The following is a 21,504-nucleotide window of genomic DNA, read 5'->3' as shown; positions in this document are numbered from 1 at the left end:
AAAAAGTTGTAATATCTTCGCTTAAGCATTTAGTTATATATAAATATATACCTGACAATTATTCAAACTGATTAACATGCCAAGATTTGTGATAGACTGTGAAAGAATGAAATATCCGAATAACGGTCTATATACTTATTGCAGTGAACTTGGCCAAACTTTAACAAAGCTGATCTCTCCTCCCGAGGAGTTGTACTTCTACCTGCCCTCCTACAAGGAAACACTTTTTTCAAACCACGCGCATTACAAACAAAAAGCATGGCATAAACTGTGGATGCCCTATTCAAAAGACATTCAGCTCTGGCATACCACCTACCAGTTATCCGACTATATCCCTGCTTCACCTGATATCAAACGGGTATTAACTATACATGATCTCAATTTCTTATACAAGCCTAATTACAAACATAAAATATCGGGCCAGCTGGCAAAAGTACAGCGGATGATCAACAAAGCCGATCATCTTATTACTATTTCAAACTATGTAAAAGAAGATGTTTTGCAGCATCTTGAAATAGGAGATACCCCGCTGAGCGTTATTTATAATGGCTGTGATGTAAAATCATTCCCATCATTTAATGAACCGCTTTACCGCCCTTCCCGGCCGTTTCTTTTTACAATTGGTACCATCTTACCGAAGAAAAATTTTCATGTTATTCCGCGGTTGTTAAAAGACACTGATTATGAATTGATTATAGCCGGGAATGCGAATACCACCTATCAAAAACAGATCCTGCAGGAAGCAGCCGCCTACGGCGTTCAGGACAGGGTTAAAATCATTGGTCCTATAGATGAAAAAAGCAAATACTGGTATTTCAGTAATTGCGCCGCTTTTGTTTTCCCGTCTATCGCAGAAGGCTTTGGCATTCCTGTAATAGAGGCCATGCACTATGGGAAACCGGTATTTCTTTCAGACAAAACCAGCCTGCCCGAAATTGGCGGCGACCTTGCCTACTACTTCGAAAATTTTGACCCTGCCTACATGCAGGAGGTTTTCAATAAAGGGATGGCCCATTACGAAGCCACCCAACCAATGGCTGCCCTTAAAAAGCACGCTGATAGCTTCAGATGGGAGGAAATAGGGGAACAATACCTCAATATTTACCGGTCATTGATCGCGTAAACAGGGAATACCGCTTATTTTTGTTCTTTAAATTCTGTAAACAGTAAAATGTACCCGCAGCATATACCCGGACTCTTAAACGGAAATATCAAATCACTGGCCCGTTGCATTTCCCTTGTTGAAAACGAAGCAACAGGATATGAACAGCTGCTGGAACAAATACCTGTGAATGACCATACCAAGGTGGTGGGCATCACCGGTCCTCCCGGTGCAGGTAAAAGCACCCTTGTGAATGCACTCATCACTCAATTACTGGAACAGGATAAAAGCGTGGCTATCATAGCAGTGGATCCTTCTTCCCCGTTCAACTTCGGCGCCTTGCTGGGCGACCGGATCAGGATGAGCCAACACTTCAACCACCCGCGCGTGTTTATCCGCTCTATGGCCAGCAGAGGTGCCCTCGGCGGATTAAGCTCTAAAATTATAGAAGTAAGCGACCTTATTAAAGCAGCCGCATTCGACTACCTCTTTATAGAAACCGTAGGCGTGGGCCAAAGTGAAGTGGAAATAGCCGGCGTGGCAGATACAACGGTTGTGGTAGTAGTTCCGGAAGCCGGCGACGAAATACAAACCATGAAAGCCGGGTTAATGGAAATCGCAGACATTTTTATTGTGAATAAAGCAGACCGGGATAATGCCGATGCCTTTGTGAAAAATTTACGGCTGCTTGCGCATAGTAAGCATCGTGGCGACTGGGAAATCCCGGTGATCAAATCGGTGGCTACCCAACAGTCAGGCATACACGAAATTATTGAAGCCATTGAAAAACATCATGCCATCATCTCCCATCAGCAACAAAAACATGTTCTGCTACTGGCAGAAAAAGCCTGGCAACTGATACAGCACAGGCGTATGAAAGATATCTCCAAGCAAATTCTTCAACAGGAAATACAGCAACTGCTGCAACAAAAAACGTTTAACCTTTACCGTTATATCGGCACTAAAAGCTAAGGATACATGCGCTATCTTAACCTGATCACGGATGCATATCTGGTGGCGGCCAATCCGGCCAATGCCGTTGCTATGAAAGCATACATGCGCAACCAGTTTGAATACCTGGGCATTACTGCGCCGGAGCGCCGCCTTATCAACAAAGGGTTAAAAACGGGATATGGATTGCCGGCCATCGGCGAAATGCCGGCCCTGGTAAAAGCATTATGGAAAAAACCGGAACGTGAGTATCAGTATGCTGCTATAGATTTTATGCAACTGTTAAACAAAGAATGGAGAGCAGAAGATATCCATCTCTTTGAATACATGATTGTTCATAAATCGTGGTGGGACAGCGTGGACGCTATAGTATCATGCCTCGCAGGTCCGTGGCTGAAAAAGTTTCACGAAGCATCGCCGGCTATTACCAACCAATGGATCAACAGCGAAAATATGTGGTTGCAACGCGCGGCCATTATACACCAGAACGCATACAAGCAACATACCAACGAGCAGCTGTTATACCATTATGTAAAACAATGCGCCCACTCCAAAGAATTTTTTATCCAGAAAGCCATTGGCTGGGCATTGCGGGAGTATGGCAAAACAAATCCCAACAGTGTACGCAAATTTGTTGACAGCCATACACTCGCACCACTCAGCAGGCGTGAGGCGCTTCGCAGAATTGTTTAGATAATTTTTTGCTACCTTTGCCGCATGCGTTTTACTTCTTTCGGCACATCTATCGCTTACGCAGTGTTTAATTACGGTCTCTGATCCACAGGGAGCGGGCGTTTTATACCCATTCATTTCCAATATTTTTTTCTTACTTTCTAAATTCAGTAATTATGCCTTGGTTATTCCTTGTCATTGGCGGGCTGTTTGAAATAGGCTTTACTATTTCATTAAAGTATTCCGAAAATTTTTCCCGGTTGTGGCCTTCTGTCAGCTTTGCGGTGTGTATCTGTCTGAGCTTTTTCTTTTTGAATAAAGCCATTAATGGCGGTCTTCCTATAGGCACCTCTTATGCAGTATGGACGGGCATTGGCGCTGCCGGCACTGCTATTGCCGGTATGATCTTTTTTAAAGAACCTGCCGCTATGTTGCGTATCTTTTTCCTGATGTTACTAATAGGATCTATTGTAGGGTTGAAGTTTGTTTCGGGACACGAATAAAATAAAAAAGCGCAGAGCGGTTAATCGTTTTGCGCTTTTTTACTTTTGAAGATGGCAATGCCATAAGCCAGTATGCAGGCCAATATTGCAGGAAGAGCCACATTGATATCATGGGTCATTTCCAGCAGTAATATAATAGCCGTTAACACCGCACGGGTTGTACCCGCCAGCATGGCGCCCATGCCCACTACTACCACTACTCCGGCGTTGATCATTAAAGAAGGAAAAGCCATTTGCAGCGGTGCGCCAATCAACAAACCCATAGCGCCTCCTATGACCAGCAATGGAATGATGCCGCTGCCGGTTTTATTGGCGCCCGAAAAGAAAAGCCAGGCGATCCATTTCAGAAAGGCCAGTGCAAAAAGGATGGCTAACGTAACATGTGCCTCCAGCAGGTCACGGATATAACCTTCGCCGGTACCCAGTATCCGCGGGGAAATATAGCCGATGATGCCTGTCAGCAATGCCGCCAGTAAAAGATACCATGTATTGTATTTAGTTAGCTTTCCGAACCATTTTTCAACAAGACGATACAATACTATACTTAGTCTCGCCCACAAGCCCACCAGTAAAGCTACTATCATATAACCTGCTACGGCCTTTGCATTCATAGCCGGCAGGGGGGTGAAGCTCAGTACCGGGCTGGTACCACGATACAGGTAACTTCCTGCAGCAGCGGTGGCCGCCGCCGCTGCAACCGGTAATATATTGCCAGGCGTCCATTCCGCCAGAAACACTTCCAGGGCGAGGAATACCGCCGCTACCGGCGCACCAAAGAGACTGCCTAATGTGCTGCACACGCCGGCTGTAAAAAGGATCCGGCATTCATCGTTTGTACAACGGAATAATTTACCTATCCATGCGCCTAAGCCTCCGTTAAATAACATCGCGGCATTTTCTATCCCCAACGGATTACCGGCGCCAATGGCCACGGTTAATCCCATTGCGCGAAGCAGGGGAGAGGTGTAACGGGCAATGGCAACGAGCAGTAGTGCGCCTGCTACCGGAATACCAATGATCCACCATCCCTGTTCTGTATTTTCAATACCGGTGGAAGCAGTACTCATTTCTCCATAATAAGCCAGTGAAGTAACTGCATGGATGATAACGCTAATGGCCCATGCGGCAACAGTGCCTGCTGCCGCCGCCAGTATGGCTGCAACGGAAAGATACAACGTGCGCGATGTCCGTTTGCCGGGTACATCCGCAGGTATATGTACAGCTGCCACTACCGGCGGCCAACCGTTTTTTGTTATTGCGTATAGCTTATTAATCATGAAAGGATATTATCAACCAGATTATCAAAGCTATATAGTTCATTGTAGAATCACAAATAATTTTTTAATAATATATTTAATAGCTAACGTATAGGAATATACGTCATTATATTATTGTTTTAGTTAGGTAACCTTATTATATTTGTAATAACCAATCCGTGAAGGAAACCAAAATTTAAACTGTATGAATGACGCTATGCATCAAGGCACAGCTGGCGCTGATAACCCCCAACCCTCACTGGATGCGCAAACACTGGTCAGACTAAAAAGGATGTTGTTGTTTACCCATGAGGACGAGCAATACCTGGTGATGGCAGGAAACATCCTGGCCCCATATACAGAAGACATTCTGACCAGCTGGTATGATACCATTTTAAAGAATAACTATCTCGCTACCTATTTCACCAGGGATGGCGCTCCCGATATGCAATACCTGCTATCGCTCCGCCCGCAATTCCGTAAATGGATAGCTGATTTATGCAGCCGCCAGGAAGGAAATCCGTGGTGGCAGTTTGAAGAACGGATTGCGGCACAGCTGCAACTCAGGCCCGCGGCGGAGCATGATATGGACCCGTTGCCCATGATATACTTACGCTACCTGTCTTCTTTTATATATCCTGTTTCAGAAGCCGGCAGACCCTATTTAAGCAAACACGGGCACTCTGCCGCGGAGGTAGAGCGCATGCAGCAGGCATGGTTCAAAGCAATTAGTTTTAGTGTATTGTTATGGGTATACCCTCAACCCCGACAACTCCCTTTTTAGTATAACCATTTACGTTAGCATCAAAAGTATTCCAATGCAAGTTGCTGTCTTCGACACTTATGTTAAGAAAAAAGATGGAGGATATCTGCATTTCGACATCATAGTTACAAAGGAGACCTCATTTGATGATGTACTGATTTATGGGAATACTTATCTCCAATCCAAAAGGGGGGAGGGGTTAATTGTTTCCCGAAAAGACTGCCGTTTTTGTCATATCACCGAAATTATACCCCGCTGGGAAACCCATATCCGGCAAAAAGGGTATTATATCCATGAATTGGAGGGATGTCACTAAAAAAAGCCGGATTCACGCAGGAATGTCACTAATATGCTATTTCACGCCATATATTTATATTGTACCTTGCCACATTAACTATAAGGACAGCAAGAATATATGGGGAAAGTTTCCACATTCAGCCCTGCACAGCAGGCAGAAAACACACCTAGTAAAGTAGTGGCCTCCCTGGAGCGATTATCAGAAGCCTTCCGCGTATTATTATGGCAGGAAGCAACTCAGTATGGACTTAGTCCCATACAAATCCAGGTACTTACCTTTTTACTGCACTACCCGGAAGAAAAACGTACTGTAACAACATTGGCATCGTACTTCAACATGACCAAAGCCACCATCAGCGATGCAGTAAAATCACTGGAACAGAAGAACTACCTGACGCGTAAGGCAAGCCCTACAGACACCCGCAGCCACACCTTACACCTGGTAAAAGAGGGAAAGGCGGTTGCCAGGAAAGTAGAGCAATTTGCGGATCCTTTACAGGCAACGGTAGCACAACTGCCATTGAAAGACCAGGCCGGACTGCTGGAGCAGCTGATGCAGCTGATTTACCAGCTTAATCAACAGGAAATTATTTCCACGCAGCCCATGTGCTTTAACTGTGAGCATCTCAACGAAAAGAAAGGTTATCACTGTAACAAACTGAAGATCTCTTTGAACAACGGCGGCTTAAGAATGGAATGTCCCGTTTTTCAGCTCCGCGAAGAGTAGCTGCTATTTATTGAATACGGGGCAACTGGCAGGTCATTTCATTATCACCGGCCACAAACCCGAACTGTTCATATAATAAACGGCCTTCTTTACTGGTATGTAAGCTCACCTTTCCGGTATTACGCTCTCTGGCTTCGTCGAGGATCTTTTGCATCAACGTTTTTGCAATACCCTTCCGGCGGAAGGCAGGAAGCGTGTATACGTTCAGAATATAGGCCACTTTGCCTTCGAGGTTGTGGTACAGTGGAGGCTGGTTGTAAAAAACGATGCCTGCGCTGGCCACTACCTCGCCTTCTGCGTCAGCAAACCAGTTTACAAAATTATCTTTAGAGAGATGTTCTGTTAAGTAGACCCTGAGCTGATCCTTCAACACGGCATCCTGGGAGTTATCAGACTTAGGGTAAATTTCTTTCAGAAACTGCAGCCGCAAATGCACTAACTGCGGGATATCCGTTATATCCGCCTTTCTGTAGGTAATCATAGTTATTTTGGGTTATACGAAAATTGTCAGGCTTCTTTATTACTTCTCCACCACCGGAAAGCCAGGAAACCAATAATGGCCAGGGGCGTTAAAGCCAGCATCAGAATACCATTGTTCAAACCTTTTGCCGGGCCTTCGCCCAGCTGCTGAGCCGTTTTAGTACACAGGGAACATTGCGCCATTACTGATCCGTTCATCACCGTCAAAAACACTGTCAGTAAAAACAAACCTGTCTTCTTCATAGTATTATTGTTTGATCTCACAAAATTAGGCTATCTGTCTTAAAAAAATCTCCTTAATTCTATCAATGGTAATAAGGGGAAATCATAATATAAACAATCACACCCGTTACCGCTACATAAAACCAGATAGGCCACGTAATACGGGCAATTTTGCGGTGGCGTGGAATATCATTCTGAAATCCGCGTAGCAGCGTGAAAAGCACCAACGGTACTATAATGGCGGCCAGTACAATATGTGTCAGTAACAGGAAGTAGTAAATATAACGGATGCCACCCAGCATCGCTTTTTCGCCGGCATCCAGGATACCGTTATGATCCAGGTCGCCAAAACGGGTTTCTGTAGCCAGTGCATGGTACGTAACATACGAAAGCAGGAACACTGCCGACAAACCCACTGCAATTAAATTGGTGATCTTATGGGCTTTTACATGTCCGTTCTTTATAAAATACAAGCTGGCCAGTAGTAAAACAGCGGTACTGGTATTGAGGATGGCGTGGAACAGCGGCAATATCCTGATATCAAAACCAGGATGCATTTCCGGCTTGGGCAACACAAACAATAACGCAACCAGCGCGGGTATAGCTATCGACACGATGGTAATAGGCGTATTGAGATTTCTGTTCTTGAATTCCATATCCACTAAAATGTAAAAGGTGAATAAAGAAAGGTGAACAACCTTTCCTTATTCACCTTTCCTTTATAATTATTTTTATTACTTCTCTCCGGAGAACAGTTTTTTGAGGAAGGCCGCAAAACCCGGTCGGTGTCTGTCTTTTGCCAGATGCAATATGGCGATATCGCCTGCGCATCTTTTTACATCATTGGAATCAAGACCGTTATAATATCCACGGATGTTCCTGTTTTTGTCGATTAATACCAGCTTCTCGGTATGTATAAAGTCGTCCGGACCTCCGTCTCCCTGTGTTACAGAAACAAAGAAATCATTTCTGGCGAGATCATAGATCTCCTTTTTACTACCTGTGAGCAGCCACCAGTTGTCGGGATTGATCTGGTAGTCGTATGCGTACTTACGCAGCTTATCTACCGTATCCCTTTCCGGGTCTACTGAAAAGGAGAGGATTTGCAGTAAAGAATCGTTCTTTACGTAGGCGCTCTGTACCTTTTTCAGGTTTTTTGTTAATGTAGGACAGATACTTGGGCAGGAGGTGAAAAAGAAATCAACCAGTAACACTTTTCCTTCCATGTCTTTCAAACTCACCTGTTCACCAAGTTGATTGGTCAGTTTAAAATCCCTGATCTTATGAAAAACGGTATCGTACGAAACTTTACCATTTTCTGAGATCGTATCTACTCTTTCCGGGATGAAGTATCCGGGTACAGGCACCACATTTTTTCCATAGTGATCTACAATGAGATAACCCAAAAGCGGCACCAGTATAGCCAACGACACTCCTAATAAAGCCCTGCGAGAGATGATCCTGATAGTTTATGGTGAAATTAATAATGATGTCCTTCTTTTGCAGGAGCCTTTGGCGTTTCAATTGGAGTACCTGGTTTCAGGTCTTTCCGCATGTTCTTCCAGGAATCACCTTCGTACAGGAATGCAATGATAAACCATACAAATAACAGTAACGGAATCAATATGGTAAGGATCAGGTTTTTGATTTCGTGACCCAGGTGCATGAATTCAGCAACGATATAGAAGGCTTTCACCACGGTGAGGCCAACGAAGATCGCATTCAGGAATACCCTGCTGGGGAAACCTGTTTCCAGATGTAAAAAGGCCAGACCTACTTCCACCATTGTGATACACAACAGGATCCAGAACGTTCTCCAGATTGTTTTGGTAGATGAATCGACATGTGCAGCTTCATGCCCAGCCTCAGTATGTGTATGCTCCATTACTATTTAAATTAAATAAATTCTAAAAATCAGATTCCAAATAATCAACAACAAACCTTGTACTATTCTGCTTGCCTTTGGCTCAGAGCAGGTAGAAGCAGGTGAATACGAATACCCAAACCAGATCTACAAAGTGCCAGTATAAACCTACTTTTTCTACCATTTCGTAGTGACCTCTGTGCTCATAAGTACCTTTCAGTACGTTGGCCAGGATAACGATATTCAGGATCACACCGGAAGTTACGTGTAAACCGTGGAAACCGGTAATGGTAAAGAAGAAGTTGGTAAAGTTGGTAGATGCCAGTGTACCGTCAACGTTCAGGAAAGGATTACGACCCCACCATGCACCTTCGTGATACAGATGTGTCCATTCCCATGCCTGACAGCTCAGGAACGCGATACCACCAACGATGGTCCAGAGCATCCATTTGGCCACTGCTTTTTTATCTCTCATGTGACCGGCATGTACCGCCAGTACCATGGTTACAGAACTCATGATGAGAATGAAGGTCATCAAACTCACAAATACCAACGGCAAGTTGGCATGGCCCATGCCAGGGAAGGAGCGGAACACCTCATTCGGATCAGGCCAGGATGGGCTGGAAAACCGGATGGTACCATATGAAATCAACAATGCGCCGAATGTGAACGCATCTGACATCAGGAAGTACCACATCATCAACTTACCATAGCTCACATTAAAGGGAGAATATCCTCCGGCCCACCATTTTTTCTTCGCTGTAACTGCTGTATCCATTGTTTGTTTTATAAAATTTTACAAAGTTTATCTGGCGATACTTAAAAAAATTAACAGGTAAATCCACAGTACGTCCACGAAATGCCAGTATGTTGCGGCTACTTCAATGGGAACTGCGCTATAGGTCCGTACACGGGTTCTGTAAGCCCTGCCAAACATAATGAGCAGTGCTACTACACCACCCAAAACGTGCAGCATGTGCACTCCTACGATAACATAAATAAAAGAAGCGGAAACAGGCCCGTTGAGGGGCAGTCCTACCGACTTCAATTGTGAAAATCCTATCCACTGGCAGGCTGCAAACGCCACACCCAAAAATGCTGTAAGGGTGATCAGTTGCTTGTAACGCTGCATATTCCTTTCCCTGAACTGCTTTAAAGCCAGGTGTATAGTTAAGCTGCTGGTTAAAATTACGGCAGTGGATATCCAGAAAATGTGCGGCAGTTCAAATGCCAGCCAGTTTGCCTGGGATCTTTTAACAATATAAGCACTCGTAAACCCGATAAACATCATGGTAATACTACCCATGGCGATCCATAAGGAATATTTATGCGGATGTATTTTCTTACGTTGTTCTAATGTCATAGTATCCATCACTCCTCTTTTCATTTTACGCTTTGTCCAGCAGTTGTACCAGCTGAACAATTGTCAGATAAATATAAGATCCGAACATGAGCTTTCTTGCTGCAGGAACATCATTCTTTCTGTACAGGTTAATGGCCCTGTAAAGGAAGAAAATACCCGCCAGAATGGCCACTATCGCAGAAATGCTTCCAGTGATCTTCAGGAGGTACGGTGCTACGCCGGCTGGGATCAGCAACAACGTGTACATAGCAGCCTGTATGGCGGTGTACTTGTTGGGCTCTCCGCTGCCCGGCAGCATTTTGAAGCCTGCCCTGGTATAGTCTTTATACGCAATCCAGGCAATTGCCCAGAAATGCGGAAACTGCCACAGGAACTGGATAGCAAACAACGACCAGCCACCTTCGCTCAGGTTGTTGGCGCCGGCTGCCCAACCGATCAGGGGAGGCATGGCACCTGGAATAGCGCCTACCAGTACGGCAAGAGAATTCCATTTTTTCCAGGGTGTGTACACAAAACCGTATAACACCAAAGACACTCCGCTCAATGCGGCACTCAACCAGTTAAAGCAGTACCCCATTACCAGGAGACCCGCAATACCCGTTATCACAGCCAGTGCAATCGCCTCGTTGTCGTGCATACGCCCGGAAGGCAATGGACGAACAGCGGTGCGCGCCATCAGTTTATCTGTATTCTTCTCCCAGATCTGGTTAATGGTATTGGCTGATCCGGAAACCAGCAAACCACCTGCAAATAATAAAAGAACTTTTACTAAGTTAAACTCCACGCCGGGCACCAGCAGGTAACCAACCACAGATGAAAATACCACCATAAAGGTGAGATTAAACTTCATTAGCTGAGAGTAATCTTTCACCTTGCTTGCTACCGCATATGATGACGACAATTTTATGGAGTTTTCTTGCAACATTTTTTTTCTAGCCACATTCCGGGTTTAAGTCCGGAACAAATTTACAAACATCACAGTGAACAAAATCCCGGAAGGAAGATTTTTCATGCGAAAGGTATCTTCCTGCCGGAATTCCGAACTATATTTTAGTGCGCTGATTCATTAGGTCCGATAGGCTCAGTTTGCGGAATGAAATCTCTTCCATCCTTGCTATAGTCATAAGCCCAGCGATATACTTCCGGAATTTCACCAGGCCAGTTACCGTGACCGGCATGGATAGGTGTAGTCCATTCCAGGGTAGTTGCATTCCACGGATTCTGGGTGGTCAGCTTTCTACCTTTGAAAATGCTGTAGAAGAAGTTGAACACAAACAGCAGCTGTACCGCAAATACGAGGATTACCACGATGGTGATGAACTCGTTCAGACCACCAAACTGTTTGAAGGAAGCCCAGCCGGATACATCATAGTACCTTCTTGGCATACCCGCCATACCTTCGTAGTGCATAGGCCAGAAGATCAGGTAAGCGCCGATCATGGTTACCCAGAAGTGGATATAACCAATGGTCTGGTTCATGAAACGGCCATACATTTTAGGGAACCAGTGGTAGATACCGGCAAACATACCAAAGAACGCAGATACACCCATTACAATATGGAAGTGGGCGATCACAAACATGGTATCATGCAGGTGAATATCGATAGAAGAGTTACCTAACCAGATACCTGTTAAACCACCGGAGATGAAAGTGCTCACAAAACCGATAGAGAACAGGGAAGCAGGCGTAAAGTTGATATTACCCTTCCAGATAGTAGTGATCCAGTTAAATACCTTGATGGCAGATGGTACCGCGATCAATAAGGTTAAGAGTACGAAGAATGCACCCAGGAACGGATTCAAACCTGTTACGAACATATGGTGCGCCCAAACCAGGAAGGCCAGGATACAGATTGCGAACAGGGAACCGATCATCGCCAGGTAACCAAAGATAGGCTTGCGGGAACTTACCGCCAGTACTTCAGAAACCATACCCATCGCAGGGAGGATGATGATATATACCTCAGGGTGACCTAAGAACCAGAATAAATGTTGATAGAGAATAGCGCTACCACCTTCATTTGCCAGTGCTTTACCGGCGATAAAGATATCAGACAGGTAGAAGCTGGTACCAGCGTGACGATCCATGAGCAGCAGGATGAAACCTGACAGCAATACAGGGAAAGACAATACGCCCAATACGGCAGTGAAGAAGAATGACCAGATAGTCAAAGGCATTTTGGTCATCGCCATACCTTTGGTACGCATATTCAATAAGGTAGAGATATAGTTCAAACCACCGAGCAGCTGCGAAACAACAAACAGCGCCATGCTGGTTAACCAAAGATCCACACCTATTTTAGAACCGATAGAAGCGTCTCCCAGTGCACTCAGCGGCGGATACATTGTCCAACCTCCGGAAGCAGGGCCTGTTTGAACAAACAGGGAAGCCATCATTACCAGGCTGGCCAAAAAGAAGAACCAGTAGCTCAAACAGTTCATAAAAGGGGAGGCCATGTCACGCGCACCTACCTGCAAAGGAATCAGCAGGTTGGAGAAGGTACCGCTCAGGCCGGCCGTTAATACAAAGAATACCAGGATGGTACCGTGCATTGTTACCAATGCATAGTAAGCTTCCGCTGTAATGCGGCCACCTTTAGCCCAATGACCCAGGATACTTTCCAGCCAGGGGAAAGTGGCATCAGGAAAACCAAGTTGCAAACGGAACAGTACAGAGAAGAAAGCACCAATGATAGCCCAAACGATACCAGTAATCAGGAATTGTTTGGCGATCATTTTGTGATCCATGCTGAACACATATTTCGAAATGAAACTGTCTTCATGGTGGTGCTCATGATCATGATGATCATGCGCTCCGTGCATTACCTCCTGTTGACTGTGCAATGTTGCTTCGTTACTCATAATCGGTTCGGTTTATTATAAACTAACGCCCGGGAAGTATCGTCGTTTGTCAGTTTGTCTTTATTGTTTTTAATTGTACTCCGTCAAAAATTCTTCTACGCAAAATTACAGCTTACTGGATATTGGCAGCTACTGCTTTTTGTGTGCTATCTGCTTTCGCTTCGCCGGCAGGCGCAGCCGGAGCTGCAGTGTCAGCGTGTGTCAGGCTATACGTTGATTTCTGGGAAGCTACCCATTTATCATATTCTTCCTGAGTTTCCACAACTATCACACCTCTCATGGAGTAGTGACCGCTACCACACATCTGATCGCAGGAAATTTCAAATGTAAAGTCCGGGTTACCGGTTTTTTCCTTCATCTGTTTGGTAGTGAACTTAGGAGTAAACCACAGGGTGGTAGGGATACCGGGAACCGCATCCATTTTCATGCGGAAGTGAGGTAAACCCACATCATGGATTACGTCGCGGGAACCGATGATGAACTTTACCGGTTTACCAACTACGAGGTGCAGTTCGGTAGGCATAAAGTCATCCTTGTTCAAAGGATCGTTCCAGTCCAGACCCAGTTCATTACCGGCGGAAGGATCGATGTTTTTAATATCACGACGACCCAGTGCGCCATCCTTACCAGGATAACGGAAGATCCAGTTAAACTGTTTACCGGTTACTTCTACTACAGCAGCGTCTTTTGGCGCTTCTGAAGTGAGCTGGAACCAGTGTTTCAAACCGAAAGCCACCAGTATGGTTAAGGCGATAGCCGGGATAACGGTCCAGATAACTTCCAGTTTATTATTATGCGGAAAGTAAAATGCTTTACGGCCTTCTTTCTCCTGGTACTTAAATGCAAACCAGAATAAAGCAATTTGGGTAATCACGAACACCACACCAGTGATGGCAAGTGTTACATAAATAAGGGTATCAACGCCTTCTCCCTGTTCTGATGCAGATTCGCCCAGGATTTTGCCTTTCAGCAAATCGTTACACCAGTACACTCCTATAAGCCCCAGCACCAGGAATGCAATCAGCAGGAAACCATTTATACGGTTGCTTTGCTCGCGCGCTTTCTTTTCTCCCTTCAATATGGACACATATTCGCTCGCCTTCGCAATCTGGAAGATGACTATGAATATGAGAACAACAACTAAGACTGCTAAAAATCCTGACATTGCTATATGAAATAATTAAGTTATCTAATGCTTTTCTTTTGCCTAATCTCCTTGATCACCCAATCAGGTGTGGTGAATGATACTTTCTTTCAGGTAAGGATGATTCTTCGGAACCAGTGCAGCTTTAGTCAGCTGGTTAGATACCAGGAAGATGATCAGTCCTACGAAACCAAGTCCGAGTCCGAATTCATACCAAGGGAATACCAGGGTTTTAACGGTGCCTGGGTAAACCATTTGCCAGAAATCCAGCCAGTGACCGAAGATGATCACGATAGCGATGAAAACGATGGCAGTATAGTTACGTTTGGTGTCCCTTTTCATCAGGAACAACAACGGAGTAACAAAGTTGATCAGGAGGTTCAGGAAGAAGATTGGTCTCCACTGGCCCCAAACACGCGGCTGGAAGTATTCAGTTTCTTCCGGCATGTTGGCGTACCAGATCAGCATGTACTGGGAGAACCAGAGGTAAGTCCAGAAGATGCTGAATGCAAACATGAATTTACCCAGATCGTGCAGGTGTTCTTCAGTTACATAAGTGAGATAACCGTGTTTTTTCAGATATACTACGAACAGTGCTATCAATGACAGACCGGATACCCAGGTGCTGGCGAAAGTGTACCAGCTGTACATGGTAGAGAACCAGTGTGCATCGATACTCATTAACCAAACCCATGGCGTGGTAGATCCAACGCTCAGGGTAAATACTACCAGGAAGCCACCGCATACAACGGTATTTCTCCAGAGTAATTTACGGCCTGTTTCAGGACGCAGATCCCATCCATCTTCTTCAATAGACATTCTGCGGAGCTTCAGGGTAAAGAAGATCCAGAGGCCCAGTGTCAGGATAGTTGCTACGGTAAAGAATCCTTTGTTCAGGAAAGCAGATTTCCAGGTCAGGATCTTATCCTCTGCCACATGGTGTGCGTTTACCCAGTGGTAGATATCCTCTTTTCCACCAAAAACAAGGATCATTACAATCACAAATAAAATGGCGGACAAAACGGGAACGGCCATTGAAATAGCTTCAGGTACACGGCGGAAAGCAATCTGCCAGCCACCATGTGCCAGGGTAGTAGCAGCTATAAAGAAGGTGCTCGCCAATGTAATCAGCAAAAAGAAGCTGCTGTTTTGCAACAGACCGGCCCAAAACCGTGTCGCGTTCTCACCTTGAAACGCAATTAATCCGATCAATAACGTCAGCAAGCCCACGCCCATTAACACGAAGCTGGTCTTTTTTAATCTTGCCGGTACTACAAATTGGTCTTTCATTACTGTATATTAAAATACTTGATTGAAATTCAGTTTAACTCATTTATTTAGCTGCAGTGCTATCGTTAGCAGGAGCGGCAGACGGGGCGGCAGCACCTGGCTGTTTACTCTTGATATAAGCAGCAATCTTCCAGCGCTGGTCTCTGTCGAGCTGACTGGCATAACTACCCATCATGTTATAACCATAAGTCATTACATGAAACAGGCGGCCTTCTGTGTAACCGGATTTTGCACCGGCAACCAGGTTGGCAGGAGCTGCAGGATAAGGTCCATCTCCACCTTTGTACAGTGGACCATTACCATCTAATGCAGTACCATGACAGATACCACAGTAGATATTAAATAAACGTTCGCCTTCTTTAAGATCAGACGGCGTAATAGTTAATGGATTTTTCACCAGATTAGCCAGTGCCGTATCTGATTCTTTCAGATGGTATGGCAAAAGTTCTCCTCTTTTTACTGTTCCTTCCACTGGCTTCAGGCCTGACAAACGAGCACTGTAAAATTCATACGCACGGGATTCATACATGTCTGGCATATAAATCCTGCCGGGCTTTCTGTTATGCTCCCCCCTGTTACAGGCTGCCAGGAAAGCTCCAGTTGCCAATGCGGCTACAATCAATATGTTGGAAGTCCTTTTCATCAGAAATTATTTATCTAGCTTTCATTAGTTCTTGCTTGCTCAAATCCTAATGTCGCAACGGTATGTTTTAGCTGTTATTTTAATTAAGCGTTTGCGGTCTGAATCTTACGGAGATAAGGCTCATCATCCTTATCGTACCTTCCGAACCACCATCCTGCTTCAGCCTTCTGCTCATTGATATCCTGCGCACCTGCAGCAGCGAGGAAGCTCTTTACTTCTTCCGCATTGGTTTTCTCTGTCAGCTCTATTACCATCACAAACTTATCGTCTGTTTGTCTTGGATGGAAGATGTGTTTCTTCACACCCGGCATTAACTGGCACAGATAACAGAAAGTCATCACCATACCTACCGCCGCAAATAATACGGTCAGCTCAAAGGTGATCGGAATAAAAGCAGGCAGCGGGAAATGTGGTTTACCACCAATGTTCAGCGGCCAGTCTACATTAAATACCCAACTCATGAAGGATAATGCTGTAGTAGTACCAGTGATACCATATATGAAACCGGCTGTGTGCAGACTGGTTTCTCTTAAACCCATTGCATGATCGAGGCCGTGAACAGGAAAAGGAGTGTATACATCGTGCAATTTGTATCCTGCAGTGCGTACTTTCTTTACTGCCGGAAACAACACTGCCTCATCGTCAAACAAGCCTACAACAAATTTTTTAACAGCCATATATTTAAAAATTCAAATTCCAGGTAATTAGTTCTCTTAATTCGTCTTTTAGTGTGCATGTGCCACGTCGTGCGCAAATTTCTCAGCACTTTCTTCTTCGTAAACTTCCATTTTCTCTTTGTAGTTCTCACCGGAAGTTTTCAGGACAGCCTTGATTTCAGCTACCGCAATTACCGGGAAGTATTTAGCAAACAGGAAGAAGCAGGTGAAGAACAAACCGAAAGTACCCATGTAGAAACCTACTTCAGGCCAGGACGGACGATAGTAAGCCCAGCTGGATGGCAGGTAATCGCGGTACAGTGAGGTACAGATGATTACAAAACGCTCAAACCACATACCGATGTTCACGATGATAGACATTACGAAAGTCACCATTACATTTCTTCTCATTTTGCGGAACCAGAACACCTGCGGAGTGATTACGTTACAGGTCATCATGATCCAGTAAGACCAACCCAGCGGACCGGCAGCACGGTATTTGAAGAAGGTGGCGAACTCATAAGGGTTAGCGCCATACCATGCCATGAATAACTCAGTCAGGTAAGCACAACCTACTACAGAACCCGTTAACACAATTACCTTGTTCATGGCTTCCATGTGACCCAGGGTAATATATTCTTCGAGATGTAATACTTTACGGGTAATGATCAGCAACGTTTGTACCATCGCAAATCCGGAGAAGATCGCACCCGCTACGAAGTAGGGAGGGAAGATGGTAGTGTGCCAACCGGGAATTACAGAAGTCGCAAAGTCAAAAGATACGATCGTGTGTACAGACAGTACCAGTGGAGTGGATAAACCTGCCAGTACCAGCGACAGTGCTTCATGACGTTGCCAGTGTTTGGTAGAACCGGTCCAGCCAAAAGCAGCTACACCATATAATAACTTGCGTAATTTAGTTTTAGCCCTGTCACGAACGGTAGCGAAATCCGGAAGTAAACCAGAGTACCAGAACAGGAGGGATACGGTAAAGTAAGTAGAGATCGCAAATACGTCCCAGAGAAGCGGAGAGTTAAAGTTAACCCATACCGGACCGCGGGTATTTGGATAAGGCAGAATGAAAAACGCCATCCATACACGACCCATGTGAATGATCGGGAACTGACCGGCGCACATTACCGCGAAGATCGTCATCGCTTCCGCCGCACGGTTCACCCCTGTACGCCAACCCTGGCGGAACAGGAGGAGGATCGCGGAAATCAGGGTACCGGCGTGACCAATACCTACCCACCATACGAAGTTGGTAATGTCCCAACCCCAACCGATGGTTTTATTCAGATTCCATACTCCGACACCGAAATAGATCTGCCAGAACACGGAAAAGGCACCAAAGCCCAACAGTGTCAGGGAGATGAAAAAGCCTACATACCACAGTTTTCCAGGCTTCCCTTCAATGGGACTAATGATATCTTCCGTTACCTGGTGATAATCCTTAACCCCGTCTACCAAAGGTTCTCTCAGTGTGGATTCGTATTTTAAATGCATATTCTATAAGCTTTTAGCTGCTAGCTTCTAGCTACTAGCCCTTGTCTTTTGTTATGATCTCAGATTCTGTTCTTTCTGTCTTTTTCTTAACGATTACCGGTTAAGATCATTACGCGTGGTGCGCTTCTTCCTTGTGAGCAGACTCTTTTTCTGCTTTAGGAGCGGCATCTTTGTTTCTGATCTTCGCCAGGTAGCTGATAGATGGCAGTACGTGTGTTTCTTCCAACACATAGTACATCCTGTCTACCTGCTGCTCGTTACGAATCTTATAGATTTCGCTGTTCTTGTCGTTGATGTTACCAAATACGATCGCATCAGCGCCACAAGCTTGCTGGCAGGCGGTTTTAGCGGCTCCATCTTTCAATGGGTGACCAGCCTTCTTCGCATCCAGTTTCGCTTCCTGTAAACGTTGTACGCAGAAAGAACATTTTTCCATCACACCACGGCTACGAACCACTACATCCGGGTTCAGTACCATGCGGGTCAGGTTATCGTTCATATCAGCCACATCGTACAGGTTGTTTTCAAAGCTGTCAGCACCATTCCAGTCTCTCCAGTTCAGGCGACGTACTTTGTAAGGACAGTTGTTAGCGCAGTAACGGGTACCGATGCAACGGTTGTAAGCCATCTGGTTAATACCTTCAGAGCTGTGGTTGGTTGCTCCAACCGGACAAACGTTTTCGCAAGGTGCGTTATCGCAATGCTGACACAGCATCGGCTGGAACACTACTTCCGGATTTTCTTCATCACCGCTGAAGTAACGGTCGATGCGGATCCAGTGCATTTCATGTGCTTTCGCCACTTCTTCTTTACCTACAACAGAAACGTTATTTTCTGCCTGGCAGGCAATTGTACAGGCACCGCAACCAAAACAGGTGTTCAGGTCGATAGACATGCCCCATTTGATACCAGGGTAGCTGTAGTTAGGATACAGGGTAGCATCCTTACGGAAGTCAGGACCAAATTTCTTCAGTTCCAGTCTGTCTTCGTTTACCTCTTTAGGGTTCTTGATGAACTCTTCCAGGGTAGTTTCTTTAACGATCGGACGACCTTCGTAACTATTATGTGTTTGTGTTAAAGCAACAATTTCTTTCTGACCGGTAGCTTCTACAGATGCGTCAGTAGTGAAGTAGTCAAAGTTCTGACCGTTGAAGCTAACAAAAGGATAAACATTTTTACCGATACCGGCAGCAGCTCTTCCTACGTTATTACCACGGCCGTAACCTACTGCGATAGCGATTACTTCAGGGTGCATACCCGGAACAATCAGCAGCGGCAGTTCGATTTCTTTACCGTTGGATTTAACTTTCAGGACTTTCTTCTCTGCATTGATTTCGTAATCATCACCTAACTGGGTAGAGAAAGTTTTAGCCAGTTTGTTGGAGATACAGGCGTAGTTACCCCAGGTAGAACGGGTAATCGGGTCAGGCATTTCCTGTAACCATGGGTTGTTGGCAGATCTGCCGGTACCGATAGCTACTTTTTCATACAGCACCAGCTCCAGTTTACCACCTTTCTTAGCGCTGCTGATTTTGGATGCAGCACCGGCAATATCACCGGCAAATGCAGCACCACCTAATGCAGGCGCAGTAGCTGGTTCAACAATACCATCCTGTAATGCTTTATCCCATGCTTCCTGTCCGCCCAGTTTGCTGATCCACTCATTTTTCAGGTAGTCAGCCCAGGTAGTGGTAGTGTTACCAGACCAGGTGAGGAGGGTATCCTGGATAGCACGTGTTTTAAACAGCGGCAGGATAGTAGGCTGAGCGAAGCTGTAGTAACCTGCTCTTCCTTCAGCATCATTCCATGATTCCAGGAAGTGATGATCAGGAGCTACATATTTACACAGTTCAGTTGTTTCGTCGTTTCTGTCGTTGAAGGATACCGCGATCTTCACTTTCTTCAGACCTTCTGCGAATTTCTGGGATTCGAAGTAGTCGTAAGCTGGGTTAGCGCCATAAACCAGTACAGCACCGATGCTGCCTGCGTTCATATCGCTTACCAGTTTGGTCATATCGCTGTCGATACCCTGACGGTAGTTGGAAGGAGAAGCGAAGTCGATGGTAGTACCATTGGCGCCAACGATGTTGTTGATGGCGTTTACAATGATCTGTACGTTTACATCGTTAGAACCGCTTACTACCAGTGCTTTACCAGCGTTTGCTTTCAGTGATTCTGCCGCTTTCTTGATACCATCTGCTACACGTTTGTCGGCAATAGCCGGAGCGGTTACGCTGCCGCCAACTGCTGCCAGCAGTGCCAGTGCTACTGCACCGGTTTCAGAAGGTTTGTGTGTATATCTTTCGTCCGCATTTGCACCGGTAAGACTCATATGGCTTTCGAACGCGAAAAGTTTGGACATTTCGGGTTTCTGTGCATTGATCTTACGGGTAGAAGCAAATTGGCGGGCATATTCAACCGGGTTCAGCCAGGTTCCGATAAAGTCTGCTCCTAAACTCACTATCGCTTTGGCATTTTCAAAGTGGTAGGAAGGAACAACTCTTTTACCGTAAGAGGCTTCATTTGCCTGCAGCAGACCTGAGTAGGAAACTGCATCGTATACTACGTGGCGGGAGTTTGGATATTTTGCCAGGAACTCGCCGATCACTTTTTTAGTAGTGGGGCTGAGTAAAGTGGCGCTTAATAAAACAACAGGAGCACCGCCTAATCCGGCCAGTGCTGCACCTATTTGTTTATCCAGTTCTGCCCAGGTTGTTTCCGTACCACCGATAGATGGGAAACGGAGACGGGCAGTATCATACAGGCTTAATACAGCGCCCTGTACTTTGGCGGATGTAGCGCCCTGTGTGATAGCTGATAAAGTATTCCCTTCCAGTTTGATGGGACGACCTTCGCGGGTTTTCACCACAACCGGTACATATTCGCCATCAATGGCATAAGAAGAAGCATAATAATTGGCTACACCCGGGGTGATCTCTTCCGGTTTGTTTACATACGGAATCGCTTTCTTAACCGGTGTTTCACAGCTGGCAGCAATAGCGGCAGCAGCGGTGGTGAACCCCAGATATTTCAGAAAATCCCTGCGGGGGGTAGTAGCATTCAACAGGCCTTCACTCTCGAACGGAAGTTCTTCACTGAATTCGTTCTTCACAATTTCCTGATGCGCATCGGTATTGTGCAACTCCTCCAAGCCTTTCCAATACTTTTTTTGCTCCATGTTATATTAACGAGTTACGTTTATA

Annotated in this window: 23 protein-coding genes; 7 read left to right on the top strand and 16 right to left on the bottom strand. The window is 45.4% G+C overall.

Annotated features, from left to right (window positions below; genetic code table 11):
* Positions 1-76 precede the first annotated feature (76 nt).
* From PV783_RS04405 to PV783_RS04390, 4 genes are all read left to right on the top strand, one after another.
* A complete protein-coding gene (locus tag PV783_RS04405; protein WP_420987247.1) occupies positions 77-1,123 on the top strand; it encodes a glycosyltransferase family 4 protein in 1,047 nt (348 codons plus the stop codon).
* Between the two features lie 48 nt (positions 1,124-1,171).
* Positions 1,172-2,074, top strand: coding sequence for a methylmalonyl Co-A mutase-associated GTPase MeaB (gene meaB, locus PV783_RS04400; RefSeq protein WP_420987246.1), 903 nt, complete (start codon positions 1,172-1,174; stop codon positions 2,072-2,074).
* Positions 2,075-2,080: 6 nt separating this feature from the next.
* Entirely contained in the window at positions 2,081-2,746 is a 666-nt protein-coding gene (locus PV783_RS04395; RefSeq protein ID WP_420987245.1) for a DNA alkylation repair protein, read from the top strand.
* 155 nt (positions 2,747-2,901) lie between these two features.
* Positions 2,902-3,228: a DMT family transporter gene (locus tag PV783_RS04390; protein ID WP_079471732.1), complete on the top strand. Its 327-nt coding sequence runs from the start codon at positions 2,902-2,904 to the stop codon at positions 3,226-3,228.
* A gap of 20 nt (positions 3,229-3,248) precedes the next feature.
* Here PV783_RS04390 and PV783_RS04385 read toward each other — a convergent pair whose 3' ends face one another.
* Positions 3,249-4,505 carry a chloride channel protein gene (locus PV783_RS04385; protein WP_420987244.1) on the bottom strand — a complete coding sequence of 419 codons (1,257 nt, stop codon included), beginning with the start codon at positions 4,503-4,505 and terminating at the stop codon, positions 3,249-3,251.
* Positions 4,506-4,689: 184 nt separating this feature from the next.
* Between PV783_RS04385 and PV783_RS04380 the strand changes: the two genes are divergently transcribed.
* The 3 genes from PV783_RS04380 to PV783_RS04370 all read left to right on the top strand — a co-directional run bounded on the left by PV783_RS04380 (position 4,690) and on the right by PV783_RS04370 (position 6,271).
* Positions 4,690-5,268: a protoglobin domain-containing protein gene (locus PV783_RS04380; protein WP_420987243.1), complete on the top strand. Its 579-nt coding sequence runs from the start codon at positions 4,690-4,692 to the stop codon at positions 5,266-5,268.
* 34 nt (positions 5,269-5,302) lie between these two features.
* Entirely contained in the window at positions 5,303-5,563 is a 261-nt protein-coding gene (locus tag PV783_RS04375; RefSeq protein WP_079471729.1) for a DUF2024 family protein, read from the top strand.
* A 99-nt stretch (positions 5,564-5,662) separates the two neighbouring features.
* A complete protein-coding gene (locus PV783_RS04370) occupies positions 5,663-6,271 on the top strand; it encodes a MarR family winged helix-turn-helix transcriptional regulator (protein WP_079471728.1) in 609 nt (202 codons plus the stop codon).
* 7 nt (positions 6,272-6,278) lie between these two features.
* Here the strand turns inward: PV783_RS04370 and PV783_RS04365 are convergent, their stop codons facing one another.
* The 15 genes from PV783_RS04365 to PV783_RS04295 form a co-directional block, all read right to left on the bottom strand.
* Positions 6,279-6,752, bottom strand: coding sequence for a GNAT family N-acetyltransferase (locus tag PV783_RS04365; RefSeq protein ID WP_079471727.1), 474 nt, complete (start codon positions 6,750-6,752; stop codon positions 6,279-6,281).
* A gap of 26 nt (positions 6,753-6,778) precedes the next feature.
* The gene (locus PV783_RS04360; protein ID WP_420987242.1) at positions 6,779-6,994 is read right to left on the bottom strand and encodes a hypothetical protein; all 216 of its coding nucleotides are present in this window, start codon (positions 6,992-6,994) and stop codon (positions 6,779-6,781) included.
* A 62-nt stretch (positions 6,995-7,056) separates the two neighbouring features.
* On the bottom strand, positions 7,057-7,629 hold the full coding sequence (locus PV783_RS04355; RefSeq protein WP_079471725.1) for a DUF420 domain-containing protein: 573 nt from the start codon (positions 7,627-7,629) through the stop codon (positions 7,057-7,059).
* A gap of 78 nt (positions 7,630-7,707) precedes the next feature.
* Positions 7,708-8,400: an SCO family protein gene (locus PV783_RS04350; protein ID WP_168771264.1), complete on the bottom strand. Its 693-nt coding sequence runs from the start codon at positions 8,398-8,400 to the stop codon at positions 7,708-7,710.
* 53 nt (positions 8,401-8,453) lie between these two features.
* Positions 8,454-8,858, bottom strand: a complete 405-nt coding sequence (locus tag PV783_RS04345) for a cytochrome C oxidase subunit IV family protein (protein WP_079471723.1) — start codon at positions 8,856-8,858, stop codon at positions 8,454-8,456.
* An 82-nt stretch (positions 8,859-8,940) separates the two neighbouring features.
* Positions 8,941-9,615 carry a cytochrome c oxidase subunit 3 gene (locus PV783_RS04340; protein ID WP_079471722.1) on the bottom strand — a complete coding sequence of 225 codons (675 nt, stop codon included), beginning with the start codon at positions 9,613-9,615 and terminating at the stop codon, positions 8,941-8,943.
* Positions 9,616-9,642: 27 nt separating this feature from the next.
* Complete coding sequence (locus PV783_RS04335) at positions 9,643-10,224, bottom strand: cytochrome c oxidase subunit 3 (RefSeq protein ID WP_227024432.1); 582 nt, start codon at positions 10,222-10,224, stop codon at positions 9,643-9,645.
* A 1-nt stretch (position 10,225) separates the two neighbouring features.
* Positions 10,226-11,125 carry a heme o synthase gene (gene cyoE / locus PV783_RS04330; RefSeq protein ID WP_111577089.1) on the bottom strand — a complete coding sequence of 300 codons (900 nt, stop codon included), beginning with the start codon at positions 11,123-11,125 and terminating at the stop codon, positions 10,226-10,228.
* A 125-nt stretch (positions 11,126-11,250) separates the two neighbouring features.
* Positions 11,251-13,062: a cytochrome c oxidase subunit I gene (locus tag PV783_RS04325; protein ID WP_079471719.1), complete on the bottom strand. Its 1,812-nt coding sequence runs from the start codon at positions 13,060-13,062 to the stop codon at positions 11,251-11,253.
* A 112-nt stretch (positions 13,063-13,174) separates the two neighbouring features.
* Positions 13,175-14,227 carry a cytochrome c oxidase subunit II gene (locus PV783_RS04320; protein ID WP_079471718.1) on the bottom strand — a complete coding sequence of 351 codons (1,053 nt, stop codon included), beginning with the start codon at positions 14,225-14,227 and terminating at the stop codon, positions 13,175-13,177.
* A 63-nt stretch (positions 14,228-14,290) separates the two neighbouring features.
* Positions 14,291-15,496 (bottom strand): quinol:cytochrome C oxidoreductase, encoded by a 1,206-nt coding sequence (locus PV783_RS04315; RefSeq protein WP_079471717.1) that lies wholly within the window; start codon positions 15,494-15,496, stop codon positions 14,291-14,293.
* Positions 15,497-15,539: 43 nt separating this feature from the next.
* Entirely contained in the window at positions 15,540-16,139 is a 600-nt protein-coding gene (locus PV783_RS04310) for a c-type cytochrome (protein WP_079471716.1), read from the bottom strand.
* 83 nt (positions 16,140-16,222) lie between these two features.
* Complete coding sequence (locus tag PV783_RS04305; protein ID WP_079471715.1) at positions 16,223-16,816, bottom strand: DUF3341 domain-containing protein; 594 nt, start codon at positions 16,814-16,816, stop codon at positions 16,223-16,225.
* 48 nt (positions 16,817-16,864) lie between these two features.
* Positions 16,865-18,301 carry an NrfD/PsrC family molybdoenzyme membrane anchor subunit gene (nrfD, locus tag PV783_RS04300; RefSeq protein WP_079471714.1) on the bottom strand — a complete coding sequence of 479 codons (1,437 nt, stop codon included), beginning with the start codon at positions 18,299-18,301 and terminating at the stop codon, positions 16,865-16,867.
* A 109-nt stretch (positions 18,302-18,410) separates the two neighbouring features.
* On the bottom strand, positions 18,411-21,479 hold the full coding sequence (locus PV783_RS04295) for a TAT-variant-translocated molybdopterin oxidoreductase (RefSeq protein ID WP_420987241.1): 3,069 nt from the start codon (positions 21,477-21,479) through the stop codon (positions 18,411-18,413).
* Between the last annotated feature and the right edge of the window lie 25 nt (positions 21,480-21,504).

It is taken from the genome of Chitinophaga sp. CC14 (assembly GCF_048957795.1).
GTDB lineage: Bacteria > Bacteroidota > Bacteroidia > Chitinophagales > Chitinophagaceae > Chitinophaga > Chitinophaga ginsengisegetis.
The sequence above is the reverse complement of the archived record's forward strand: the minus strand, read 5'-3'. Positions and strand labels throughout refer to the sequence as shown.

Excerpts from the sequence above, each read along its gene's own strand:
- PV783_RS04405 (WP_420987247.1), top strand. The coding sequence starts at position 77 with ATGCCAAGATTTGTGATAGACTGTGAAAGAATGAAATATCCGAATAAC.
- meaB (WP_420987246.1), top strand. The coding sequence starts at position 1,172 with ATGTACCCGCAGCATATACCCGGACTCTTAAACGGAAATATCAAATCA.
- PV783_RS04395 (WP_420987245.1), top strand. The coding sequence starts at position 2,081 with ATGCGCTATCTTAACCTGATCACGGATGCATATCTGGTGGCGGCCAAT.
- PV783_RS04390 (WP_079471732.1), top strand. The coding sequence starts at position 2,902 with ATGCCTTGGTTATTCCTTGTCATTGGCGGGCTGTTTGAAATAGGCTTT.
- PV783_RS04385 (WP_420987244.1), bottom strand. The coding sequence starts at position 4,505 with ATGATTAATAAGCTATACGCAATAACAAAAAACGGTTGGCCGCCGGTA.
- PV783_RS04380 (WP_420987243.1), top strand. The coding sequence starts at position 4,690 with ATGAATGACGCTATGCATCAAGGCACAGCTGGCGCTGATAACCCCCAA.
- PV783_RS04375 (WP_079471729.1), top strand. The coding sequence starts at position 5,303 with ATGCAAGTTGCTGTCTTCGACACTTATGTTAAGAAAAAAGATGGAGGA.
- PV783_RS04370 (WP_079471728.1), top strand. The coding sequence starts at position 5,663 with ATGGGGAAAGTTTCCACATTCAGCCCTGCACAGCAGGCAGAAAACACA.
- PV783_RS04365 (WP_079471727.1), bottom strand. The coding sequence starts at position 6,752 with ATGATTACCTACAGAAAGGCGGATATAACGGATATCCCGCAGTTAGTG.
- PV783_RS04360 (WP_420987242.1), bottom strand. The coding sequence starts at position 6,994 with ATGAAGAAGACAGGTTTGTTTTTACTGACAGTGTTTTTGACGGTGATG.
- PV783_RS04355 (WP_079471725.1), bottom strand. The coding sequence starts at position 7,629 with ATGGAATTCAAGAACAGAAATCTCAATACGCCTATTACCATCGTGTCG.
- PV783_RS04345 (WP_079471723.1), bottom strand. The coding sequence starts at position 8,858 with ATGGAGCATACACATACTGAGGCTGGGCATGAAGCTGCACATGTCGAT.
- PV783_RS04340 (WP_079471722.1), bottom strand. The coding sequence starts at position 9,615 with ATGGATACAGCAGTTACAGCGAAGAAAAAATGGTGGGCCGGAGGATAT.
- PV783_RS04335 (WP_227024432.1), bottom strand. The coding sequence starts at position 10,224 with ATGAAAAGAGGAGTGATGGATACTATGACATTAGAACAACGTAAGAAA.
- cyoE (WP_111577089.1), bottom strand. The coding sequence starts at position 11,125 with ATGTTGCAAGAAAACTCCATAAAATTGTCGTCATCATATGCGGTAGCA.
- PV783_RS04325 (WP_079471719.1), bottom strand. The coding sequence starts at position 13,062 with ATGAGTAACGAAGCAACATTGCACAGTCAACAGGAGGTAATGCACGGA.
- PV783_RS04320 (WP_079471718.1), bottom strand. The coding sequence starts at position 14,227 with ATGTCAGGATTTTTAGCAGTCTTAGTTGTTGTTCTCATATTCATAGTC.
- PV783_RS04315 (WP_079471717.1), bottom strand. The coding sequence starts at position 15,496 with ATGAAAGACCAATTTGTAGTACCGGCAAGATTAAAAAAGACCAGCTTC.
- PV783_RS04310 (WP_079471716.1), bottom strand. The coding sequence starts at position 16,139 with ATGAAAAGGACTTCCAACATATTGATTGTAGCCGCATTGGCAACTGGA.
- PV783_RS04305 (WP_079471715.1), bottom strand. The coding sequence starts at position 16,816 with ATGGCTGTTAAAAAATTTGTTGTAGGCTTGTTTGACGATGAGGCAGTG.
- nrfD (WP_079471714.1), bottom strand. The coding sequence starts at position 18,301 with ATGCATTTAAAATACGAATCCACACTGAGAGAACCTTTGGTAGACGGG.
- PV783_RS04295 (WP_420987241.1), bottom strand. The coding sequence starts at position 21,479 with ATGGAGCAAAAAAAGTATTGGAAAGGCTTGGAGGAGTTGCACAATACC.